Annotated in this window: 7 protein-coding genes; 6 read left to right on the top strand and 1 reads right to left on the bottom strand. The window is 41.7% G+C overall.

Annotation, left to right across the window (positions count from 1 at the left end; translation table 11 throughout):
- Positions 1-114: 114 nt before the first annotated feature.
- From C505_RS0107020 to C505_RS0107010, 3 genes are all read left to right on the top strand, one after another.
- Positions 115-675, top strand: a complete 561-nt coding sequence (locus C505_RS0107020) for a hypothetical protein (RefSeq protein WP_018691885.1) — start codon at positions 115-117, stop codon at positions 673-675.
- A 204-nt stretch (positions 676-879) separates the two neighbouring features.
- Positions 880-1,335: a type III secretion system chaperone gene (locus C505_RS0107015; RefSeq protein ID WP_018691884.1), complete on the top strand. Its 456-nt coding sequence runs from the start codon at positions 880-882 to the stop codon at positions 1,333-1,335.
- 23 nt (positions 1,336-1,358) lie between these two features.
- Positions 1,359-2,891, top strand: a complete 1,533-nt coding sequence (locus tag C505_RS0107010) for a hypothetical protein (protein WP_018691883.1) — start codon at positions 1,359-1,361, stop codon at positions 2,889-2,891.
- Positions 2,892-3,522: 631 nt separating this feature from the next.
- Here the strand turns inward: C505_RS0107010 and C505_RS0107005 are convergent.
- Positions 3,523-4,890, bottom strand: a complete 1,368-nt coding sequence (locus C505_RS0107005) for a dicarboxylate/amino acid:cation symporter (RefSeq protein ID WP_040439570.1) — start codon at positions 4,888-4,890, stop codon at positions 3,523-3,525.
- 436 nt (positions 4,891-5,326) lie between these two features.
- Here C505_RS0107005 and C505_RS0107000 point away from each other — a divergent pair, with 436 nt between their 5' ends.
- From C505_RS0107000 to hrpA, 3 genes are all read left to right on the top strand, one after another.
- On the top strand, positions 5,327-5,746 hold the full coding sequence (locus tag C505_RS0107000; protein WP_026317804.1) for a CBS domain-containing protein: 420 nt from the start codon (positions 5,327-5,329) through the stop codon (positions 5,744-5,746).
- 361 nt (positions 5,747-6,107) lie between these two features.
- Positions 6,108-6,638, top strand: a complete 531-nt coding sequence (locus tag C505_RS0106995) for a hypothetical protein (protein ID WP_018691880.1) — start codon at positions 6,108-6,110, stop codon at positions 6,636-6,638.
- 195 nt (positions 6,639-6,833) lie between these two features.
- Complete coding sequence (gene hrpA, locus C505_RS0106990; protein WP_018691879.1) at positions 6,834-10,724, top strand: ATP-dependent RNA helicase HrpA; 3,891 nt, start codon at positions 6,834-6,836, stop codon at positions 10,722-10,724.
- Positions 10,725-10,772: the final 48 nt, after the last annotated feature.

Genomic DNA, 10,772 nt, shown 5'->3' with positions numbered 1-10,772 from the left:
TTCACTTCTCGCATCGTGATGGAAATGTTTACTGCCAAACCGCGAGAGCTTCCGAAAGATTAACACGCGCAATCAGGGTTTAAACCCGCGCGGATAGAATCATAGAGGATACTTATGTCTCAATTGACTCATCTAGCAGATATCATTACAAAGCATGAAATCATCAAAACTTACTATGACTCAATCAAACAACAGGTGAAGTCCAACCAATTTGAAGAAGATAAAGCAATTCTAGAAAGCCTGGATCACAAGTTTCGCCATCAAATTCAAGCCTTTTTAGAGGAAGTTCAGCAAGTCCTGACAGAGAAGAACTATCAACATGGTCTAACGCAAGAAACGGTTACTTTATCGGATGAGCCTGAGAAAGAATACATTATTCGGATGGATCTTGCTGTCTCAGATATGAAGATACCATCAAGAAGTATCAATCAACCTGTGTTTTCCAACAATGTGATCAGCTTCCAGCGCATTGGCCAGACCGATCATATCAGCTGCCAATTTTCGAATCATTTTGCAGAAAGTGATGTATTCCAACTCATCCTAGAAGAAGGGGAGTCCTTCTGCCATTGCCATGATGATCATGCTGATTACGAAGAAGAGTTATGCAACAAAATGGACGATTTTATGACATTCATATTATTAAGTCGCCGCTCTGGGTTGCATGTACCGACTTAGTGTCTTATAAATCAATGATTTACATACTTTCGGTTAGGGGGTGTGGTAAAATTTAAAAACATGAAAATGTGTACCAAAAAACCGATTTGTGTACAAAATTTTACTTGATATGTGTACTTTGAGTTGGAATAGGTATTTTAAATACAACCTTTTTATTAGTTTGGTTACTAAAAAATCATATAGCATCTGTCGTTGTGGTTTTTTATGTTAAGTGAAATTCTTAAAGAGCTTTCAAATTCTCTCAGCATTGAGCCTTTAACTATCAATAGCGAAGGCTTTTGCTCGATAGTCATCGATGAGAAAGTCGCAATATTCCTCCAAGTCAACAGTGCTCAGGAAGTTATTCTTTATTCGAACTTAACGCTGAATGCATTGGAAGACACAAGTCTACTCAACCAAGCAATATTAGAAGCAAACTTTTTTGGGTTAGGGGCCAACGGATTCACAATTGGTATGAACCCCAAAAACCAGCAATACATTATATACCGTCGTATCTATGAATCTGGGTTGAATGTAGAGCGCCTTGAGCTGCTGCTTAACCAATTGGTTATAGCAATTGAGTTTTGGCAAAATATTCTCAACCAACCGGAAGAATTTTTATCTTCCTATCAGACGCAATCAGATAGTGAGTCACACATCACGCCATTTAATCGAGTGTAGAAAATAGGAGTTAAGTTGTCCCTATGACAAATACAATTTCATCGAATCAATATCAACTCAAAGATTTCTTTGATATTGCAGCATCATCCGACAATCGCGTTATCGCGAAAGAAGGTCAGGTCAAAGTCGCTTCGACAATGGATAAAGGAGCCGTGATAAGTTCAATGTGTAATCTTGTTGATGGAAAGTCAACAGATGCTTTTTTGAATGAAAACCTGAAAACAGGTGAAGAATTGGGTGCCGCATTGCGACATGAATTTGGCCAATGGGGAGCGCGTGCATCCACTTTGATTCAGTCGAAAACAGAAACGGGAACACCGATCACTCAAAGGGATATTGCAGATATCAAAAAACTATTACCTCAGCTGATGAACAATCATGAACGATTTGAAAATCTCAGCCGTTTGTTAAATGAAGTTGCAAAAGATGATCGCTTTATTGAAACGTTAAGAGAAGTGGCCCCAGGAGAGATAGAAGGCGGTGCAGAAGGCTTGGGCAAGTATTACCTCAATAGTTGGGTCCAGTCCATCCGAAGAGCATCCAGTGATTCAGACCCTATGGTCCAACAACTCGCTTCGAATAACAATCTAGCCAATGCAAAATTAATTAGCAAAGCTGCTGCAAGCTTACTCGTGATCCCAGGTATTGTGTTTGCAATGAAAAATATTGCGAATGTAACAGATAAAGAGGCTTCGCATGGTGCTATCTTGTCGGTAACTGGTGATCAAAATTCAAAATATTCAAATGATATTGCAAGTATTATTTCTAATGCACTGTACTCAGGTCATGATGTGGATGCAACATATCAAGCTGTCCATCTAACGACCTATACTGCTGCATTACCGCTTAGCCAAGTATTGCCATTTTCTGGCCTGGGCGTCGCACCTGCCGTCAATGAAGCTATCGCTCAGCAAACCTCAAATATCGCATTGCAAAATTCCTATGGTGTTTCACTGAGTGGAACAAGGTTTGGAGGCGCATTTTTATCTGGCGTCGCAGCTTCCGAAACAAATAGGCAACATACGATCCGCCAAGATTTAGATGTTATGCCAAAAATGCTTGTTGGCTATAAGGAACATGAACAAGTGTTTGACTTACAGACAAATGAAAGAGTCGTTCGTGCATTATTACTCTATCTAGGCCCAGCAGAAAACAGGAACATGAGTCATGAAGACGCTCCGGTTATTGAGCAGCACTTTGAGAGAACACGCATGGCTTTGAAAAAAGAATTTGGCTCTTTGCCAAGTGAGGATCTCAAACAACATGTGAAAAGTCCAAAAGAAGGACTGCGTAAAAATGACAAAGCTCTGATTGAATCTCTCAGTTATGGTGCAATGCACAACCCAAATCTAGGGAATATTCAAGTACATTCTCAGCTAAAAGAAGACTTAACACGGGACTTATCCAAAGAGCAAGTGACGAAAAATATGCTTCCAAAAGATGTAAGAGCGATTGAACGTTCTGAACTTCTTCAAGGTTATCCTCAGGAAGATGGCAGTCTGGGCGCACCAAGTGTTTTGCGTATGCTTTATGCAGCAGAAGGCTGGCTAGGTTAAATTTTACCTTTCTAAAGGAGAGAGACAAGGATGTTTAGTTCTCTCCAAAGCGAACAATTTCCCTAAAGTACTGAACGAATTTACTGAAGCATGCCGTTGGGTGCTTGAGTCATTATTGTTCAAGGACGATGTGCTTCGTGTGCAACTCTTGTGATGAGTTCAGATATACTCGCTTGAGGTGCTTAAAAAAACAATTCACAAGTCGAGCATATCATCGTCATTCATCACGGATTATAGGTACATATATTATTATTGGCTCAATGATTCTATCAGGGTATTTATGAGCTTAATCGTGTACCAACTGAAATTTTGACCTCCTATTCCCATCCAACCACTATCTTTTCAAAGTTTTCTAACAACCACTGACAAAGTCAGCACATCAATACTTGTTTATTGAATTCATCGATTAGATAGCTGCCAGAATCGGGTGCGCGATGCGTGCCCGCCTTCCTTACCCATTGAATCAGCATGAAACAAAATCATAAGATGAGTTCAGAATGACGTCCAAGATCGCAAAAGGTGTATATAACACTTAGACAGTTCGCTTATCTATTTGTGAAAGAGTCGTGGCATGAAAAAAGGGTGACCAAGAGGCCACCCTTTTTATTGAACAGAATAGTGAGTTGTTCAATTAAGAGGCTTGTGTTTTTGCACTGCTACTGCCATTTTCTGCGGCATAAAAGACTTCTTCATCAAGTTCGCCTTCCGTTTTCGCAACAACACAGGAAACCATACAGTCACCGGTAACATTAACTGCTGTTCTTGTCATATCCAGCAAGCGGTCAACACCGATAATCAACGCGATCCCTTCAACAGGTAGATTGACTTGTTGCAGGACCATGGTGAGCATGATCAGACCTACACCAGGAACACCAGCTGTACCAACCGATGATAGGGTGGCTGTAAGGACAACCATGAGGTAATCGGTGAGCGTCAGATCAACATTAAATGCCTGCGCGATAAACACGGTTGCAACACCTTGCATAATAGCAGTTCCGTCCATATTAATCGTTGTTCCCAATGGGACGGTAAAGGATGCAATCGTATTGCGAACACCCATTTTTTCCGTTGCTGTTTCCATAGTAACTGGCATCGTTGCACCAGAGCTTGATGTACTAAACGCAAACAGTGCGGCATCTTTCATCTTCATGAGGAAAACAAGCGGATTGAGCTTTGCAATAGTCTTTAAAATGGTTGGATAAACAACAAACGCATGAACGAACAGGACGCCAATGACAAGGAAGAAATACTTCATAATGCCAGCAATTGCATCTAGGCCAACTGTTGAGAATACACGGGCAACAAGTGCAAATACACCGTAAGGTGCTAAGTACATCAGGATGCGAACGAGCTTAATGATGACTTCGTTCAGATCTTCAAAGATATTGGCAATGCGTTGTCCTCTCTCCCCAGATAGGGCAATCGCTAAGCCAAATAAGATTGAAAATACAATGACCTGAAGCATTTTGCCTTCTGCCATTGCTTTGACCGGGTTGGTCGGGAACATATCAATGATCGTCTGCACGAGTGATGGGGCTTCTTTCGCCGCAAATGTTGTTTTTGCAACATCAACATGCACATCAGCGCCTGGCATGACAACCAAAGCCGCCGCGACAGCAATTGAAATTGCAACCGCAGTCGTCAACAAATACAAACCAACAGCTTTGCCACCAAGCCGACCAAGTTTGGATGTATCTGTCAGCCCACAAATCCCGCATACAAGAGAGACAAAGACTAACGGTACGACGATGAGTTTCAAGCTGGCGACAAAAACAGCAGCAATGATTTTCAGTATCCCTTCAAACAGGGCACTGTTGATTACACTCTGTACGTTTGTGTAATTAGCCGGATCCGCGCCGAACATTTGCAATATTGCGCCATGCTCGAACGTTAAATTGTATAGTAACCCTATTGCCGCGCCGAGAAACATGCCAATCAAAATTTTGACCGTCAAGCTCATCGTTGGCTTGGGCATGCTGCGCGTTAATTCTTGATTCATTTCATCTGTCATAGTGAAAATTATCTTTCTAGATTTTCTTAAAACGGCGTTCAGGGTATCAGGTCATGAAGCAGAAATAAAATTTTCGCATAAAAATGCATAAATTCTAGTCAGTATTGGCTGGTTTTTGCGTGATTTGATTTTCTTTTACACATTTGAGACCCAAGCAAAAGTCGGTCAAAAGCTTGAATTTGGCTTTTTGTTAAAGTTCATTTGATTACAAAGGGTTGCAAAAAAGTAAAATATTAGTTTATTTGCTAATTTTACGCTCATATAAAAGAGGTAGAATGAAGGATTTAAGCTAGGCTTAAAACAGCTAATTAAAGCTAGAATATTTTCATCATTAGTATGACTATTCATGAAAATCATTCATGCTCAACATCGTCGTTTTATTTTTGAATATTTGGCTTGGAAGCATGCAACACAAGGGGGCCTTATGGAGTCTCTAAAAATTAGTGATTATATGAATCACAGACCAGTCACGTTTACATTAGATATGCCTGTAGAAGAAGCGGTTGAACGATTGTTGCAGAGTCACCAAACAGGTGGGCCTGTCATTGATCAGTCAAAAAAAGTCGTTGGGTTTTTATCTGAACAGGACTGTATGGAAAAAATGCTGGAGTCCACTTATCACAATGAACTCACAGCAAAGGTGTCAGAAATCATGTATTCGGAAGTACTGGCTGTCAAGCCGTACAACAATATCATCGAGCTATCTCAGATGATGTTGCAAAATAAACCGAAGATTTATCCTGTCACCGATGATGACGGTTATCTTGTCGGCGTAATCACGCGATCGGATGTATTAAAGGCAATCGACATACACCTGCATGCCTGCTTTAAAAACGCGGTTTAAGTTGATTTGAAAATTAATGGTCAGCTATGGCTTTTTCTATCACTTGATTTTGAGTGCATGATGAAGCCATCATTTCTTTTTAAAAATATCCTGAACTGATACCCTGTCACGGTATGTATATTCAGTTGTGAACCAATGCGATCTAATATTAGACAACGACTGCGCGACCGTATAAATCAATTCTGTACTCTTTTGTAATTAACTTTCCTCAATCATTGATACAAATCACGATGATCAAACAATTTATGTACCTAAATTGACTAATGTTTGTAGCTGACTTACTGTAGCCGAGCTGTATTGAGTTCTCATATTCAAAAAAGCACATCTACTACTATAAAAACAACGAAACGAGTATGACGCCATGAATAATATTAAGAAACAAGCACTTTGTTTACTTGCGACAACTTCTATTCTATCTAGTACCGCGATTGCGGATAATTACATTACGTCCATTGAATATTTGAGAGACTCAGGGAAATATCCTCCAAAAATCTGTGAGATGGACTTATTTACGATGGCTGGGTTAGTACAAGTCGAATTTCTTTTATCAGACTTATGGCTACCTAAAGAGGTATGTGACCGAGCAAAACAAATTGGTCGAAAGTTTGAAAAAGACCTTTCACGTTGGAATGTTGATACTTTATGCGGATATGTTGTTGTCGGAACAGGGAACGACCGCTCCACAGGCGATCTGGCGCCTGGGTGCAATAAAACATCCCGTATTAAGAAAAATTACCAACTAGACAGACGAGGCAATACCTGGGAATGCGATGGCTCCGTCAGCACTAGCACACCAACAGATGGTCGTTATCCGCTACATATCACAACACAAACACACTTTTCTTGCCAACTGGTTGACTATGGTGTGATTTTTACTTCTGAGGAGTTTTAAGATTCTTGAAGGACGGTCTATGAAAAGACTGTCCTCGCTCTATTTTTGCCTAAAAAGATTCTGTTGAAAGCGCATATTTCAGAGAACTCCAGAATAAAACCCCTAAAGTTTCAATTAGTTGTTAACGATATAGTTGTGATTGTAGGCTAAGCGCAGTAAAATGGCGGGCTTCAATTGGATGGGGACGTGGTAGTCATGAGTATTTCTGTCAGTGTGCTGGCTTTAAAAATTAAAAATGCATTAAAAAAAGACCAGTTTCGTTTTCAGCGAAAGCTTAATGATTTAAAAAAACAACAAGATGCTGACAAACAGGCTCAGGCGCTGGCTTCTCTTTCCTCGCAAATAGAAAAGTCAGTTGCACTTTGTGAGCAACGCGCGTCTTCCATTCCAAAAGTCACTTATCCTCAACAACTCCCTGTTTCTCAGAAAAAAGATGAAATTGCTGAGGCAATTCGCGATCATCAGGTCGTCATTATTGCAGGTGAAACCGGCTCAGGGAAAACAACCCAAATTCCAAAAATATGCATGGAAGTTGGGCGCGGTATCTCTGGTTTTATCGGGCATACACAGCCGAGAAGAATCGCCGCACGTTCAGTTGCAACCCGTATCGCAGAAGAGATGAACTGTGAATTAGGCTCTCATGTCGGCTATAAAGTCCGTTTTACAGATAAAGTAAAGTCAGACAGCTTGATTAAATTGATGACAGATGGGATTTTATTGGCCGAGATCCAGCAAGATAAGTTTTTGGATCAGTACGATACCATTATCATTGATGAAGCCCACGAAAGAAGCTTAAATATCGATTTTATCCTTGGCTATCTTAAACGATTACTGCCAAAACGTCCTGACTTAAAAGTGATCATCACTTCCGCAACCATTGATCCGGAGCGGTTTTCAAAGCATTTTGATGATGCGCCTATTATTGAAGTCTCTGGCCGGACTTATCCAGTTGAGGTTCGTTATCATCCGATGATTGATGAAGAAAAGGATGAAGAGCGGGATCAACTGCAAGCCATCTTCGATGCTGTGGATGAGCTAATGGCTGAAGGGCCTGGTGATATTCTTATTTTCATGAATGGCGAACGTGAAATACGTGACACCGCAGAAGTGTTGGAAAAACGTCGATTGCGAGATACTGAGATATTACCGTTATTTGCTCGACTCTCTGCTGCGGAGCAAAACAGAGTATTTCATCCCCACGGTGGTCGCCGGATCATTCTATCCACGAACGTTGCAGAAACCTCTTTGACAGTCCCGGGTATTCGTTATGTGATTGACCCAGGGACAGCGCGGATCTCAAGATATAGTTATCGTACGAAGGTGCAACGCTTGCCGATTGAGCCAATTTCTCAAGCAAGTGCAAATCAGCGAATGGGACGCTGTGGCCGGGTTGAGGCGGGGATCTGTATCCGTTTGTATTCTGAAGAAGATTTCTTACAACGCCCAGAGTTTACCGATCCAGAAATCTTAAGAACAAACCTGGCATCCGTAATCTTACAGATGTTGGCATTAGGTCTGGGTGATATTCAGCGATTCCCATTTGTCGAGCCGCCAGATAATCGACATATTAATGATGGCTTACGCTTGCTTGAAGAGCTGCGCGCTGTTCAACCTCAAAAGAAACAACAAAACCGACGATTAACGCAGGAAGGGAAGCGCTTATCTCGATTACCGATAGACCCACGTTTGGCAAAGATGGTACTGACTGGTGCTCAGTTTGGCGCCCTTGAAGAAGTAATGATTATTGTTAGTGCACTAAGTATTCAGGATCCAAGAGAGCGTCCATTAGACAAGCAGCAAGCATCTGATGAAGCGCATCGCCGATTTTTTGATGACCGATCAGACTTTCTTGCCTTTCTCAATCTTTGGCAATATCTTGGCGAGAAGATGGACAGTCTGAGCCGATCTCAGTTTCGTAAGTTATGTCGAACGGAATATTTAAATTACATTCGTATCCGTGAGTGGCAGGATATTTATAGCCAACTTTCTCAGTCGGCACAGGAGTTATCTCTCAAGGTCAATCAGGAGCCTGCGGATGAGGATTCAATTCACCGTGCATTACTGTCTGGCTTACTCAGTCATATCGGATTTAAATATAAACAGGGTGAATATCTTGGCGCGCGGAATAGTAAATTCTTTATCTTCCCGGGTTCTGGCCTGTTTAAAAGTCAACCGAAATGGTTGATGTCTGCGGAATTGGTGGAAACATCAAAACTCTTTGCCAGAATGAATGCACGCTTTAAACCAGAGTGGGTTGAGCCTTTGGCTGATCATTTGGTGAAGCGTCATTATAGTGAGCCACACTGGGAAAAGAAAAAGGGCAGTGTTGTTGCCTTTGAACAAGTCAGCCTCTACGGCATCGTGGTTGTTCCAAAGCGCTCCGCTGTGTATACGCGGATTGACCCCCATGCATGTCGAGAGATTTTTATTCGAGAAGCACTGGTGAACGGTCAGTTGAGTGGACGCTATCCATTTTTAAAACATAATCAGTCACTTGTTGCGAAAGTCCACGAAATGGAAGATAAAATTCGTCGTCGGGATATCTTGGTGGATGAAGAGAGCCTTGCTGAATTTTATGACACGCGGGTTCCGGCAGACATCTGTGATCAGGCTGACTTCAACCATTGGTGGAAAAAGCAAAGTAAACAACAGCCAAATTACTTGGACTTTTCTTTGGAAGAGCTCATGAAACGGGATTCAGCTGAAGTCACATCGGATGCGTATCCTGAAGTGTGGCAGCAAGGCAACCTGCGTCTGCCGCTGGTGTATACTTTCGAACCTGGTAGGCAGGCTGATGGCGTTTCGGTTAAAATCCCACTGGGGTTACTCAATCAAGTGAAAGAAGATGGTTTTGATTGGGGTATTCCAGCACAGCGTCAAGAATTAATTATTGCACTGATCAAGTCGCTGCCTAAACCCATTCGCCGTAACTTTGTCCCGGCACCTAACTATGCGGATGCAGTATTACAAAAACTGTCAGAACAACCTTATCAAGGGAAATTGTTAGAGCAGGTCGCCAACCATTTAAGACGAATGACAGGCGTGAGCATTCCTGAAGATGCTTGGGATTGGTCTCAAGTTCCAGAACACCTTAAAATCAATTTCCATGTTGTGGATGATAAGAAAACAATCGTTGGGCAGGGGCGTCACCTTTCTATTTTGCAACAATCTCTAGAGGGGCAGGTTCAGCAGACGATTAAAGATGTCGCGAATGACAGTATTGAGCGCGCTGATATTATTGACTGGGATTTTGGAGCATTACCAGAGTCTTTTTCACAAGTTCAAGCTGGGTACGAGATCAAAGCATTCCCAGCATTAATTGATCAGAAGAAGTCAGTCTCGATTGAGCTGATGGATGCGCAAGATAAGGCTGAATTGGCTCATCGGCATGGCCTAGTACGCTTAATTTTAATCAATACACAGTCACCCATCCGCTATTTACAAGCAAATTTGCCGAACAAATCAAAATTAGGATTGTATTTTAACCCTTTCGGGAATGTGAATGATCTGCTCGATGATTGTATATTTGCTTCAGCACTTTCACTACTGGCTGATACGGCTCCTGCACGAGATGAACAATCCTACCAGCAGCAAAGGGATATGATCCGGATGCACTTGGCTGATCATATGCTCGTGGTTGCCCAAAAAGTGGAACAGGTATTGTCATTAGCGCATGGGATCCGTAAAAAGATGAAAGGACGTGTCGACTTAACAATGATCCAGGCGCATGGTGATATCAATCATCAGATTGATGCGTTCATTTTTAAAGGGTTTGTGACATCAGTTGGACCAGAGCGATTGGATGACATATTGCGGTATTTTCAGGCAATCGAACGTCGATTTGAAAAGTTGCCTGTTGACCCCAATCGTGATCGATTACAAATGATCGAAATTGAAAAGGTGATGGCAGCTTATGAAAAGCTGGCTAGTCAATATTCCCATTTACCTCAATTACCATCTGATGTGACTGAGATCAGATGGATGATTGAAGAATTAAGAGTGAGTTTATTTGCTCAGGTTCTCGGAACAAAATATCCGATATCGGCAAAACGGATATTCAATGCAATTCAGGATGTGAAAGCATGAAAAGGGGCTTGAAACTCAGCGAATTTATTGCTATTCGTTGAGCACATG

Source organism: Algicola sagamiensis DSM 14643, assembly GCF_000374485.1.
Taxonomy (GTDB): Bacteria; Pseudomonadota; Gammaproteobacteria; order Enterobacterales; family Alteromonadaceae; genus Algicola; species Algicola sagamiensis.
This window is presented reverse-complemented; position numbering and strand designations above follow the sequence as displayed.

Coding starts and splice junctions, on each gene's coding strand:
- C505_RS0107020 (WP_018691885.1), top strand. CDS start 115: ATGTCTCAATTGACTCATCTAGCAGATATCATTACAAAGCATGAAATC.
- C505_RS0107015 (WP_018691884.1), top strand. CDS start 880: ATGTTAAGTGAAATTCTTAAAGAGCTTTCAAATTCTCTCAGCATTGAG.
- C505_RS0107010 (WP_018691883.1), top strand. CDS start 1,359: ATGACAAATACAATTTCATCGAATCAATATCAACTCAAAGATTTCTTT.
- C505_RS0107005 (WP_040439570.1), bottom strand. CDS start 4,890: ATGAATCAAGAATTAACGCGCAGCATGCCCAAGCCAACGATGAGCTTG.
- C505_RS0107000 (WP_026317804.1), top strand. CDS start 5,327: ATGGAGTCTCTAAAAATTAGTGATTATATGAATCACAGACCAGTCACG.
- C505_RS0106995 (WP_018691880.1), top strand. CDS start 6,108: ATGAATAATATTAAGAAACAAGCACTTTGTTTACTTGCGACAACTTCT.
- hrpA (WP_018691879.1), top strand. CDS start 6,834: ATGAGTATTTCTGTCAGTGTGCTGGCTTTAAAAATTAAAAATGCATTA.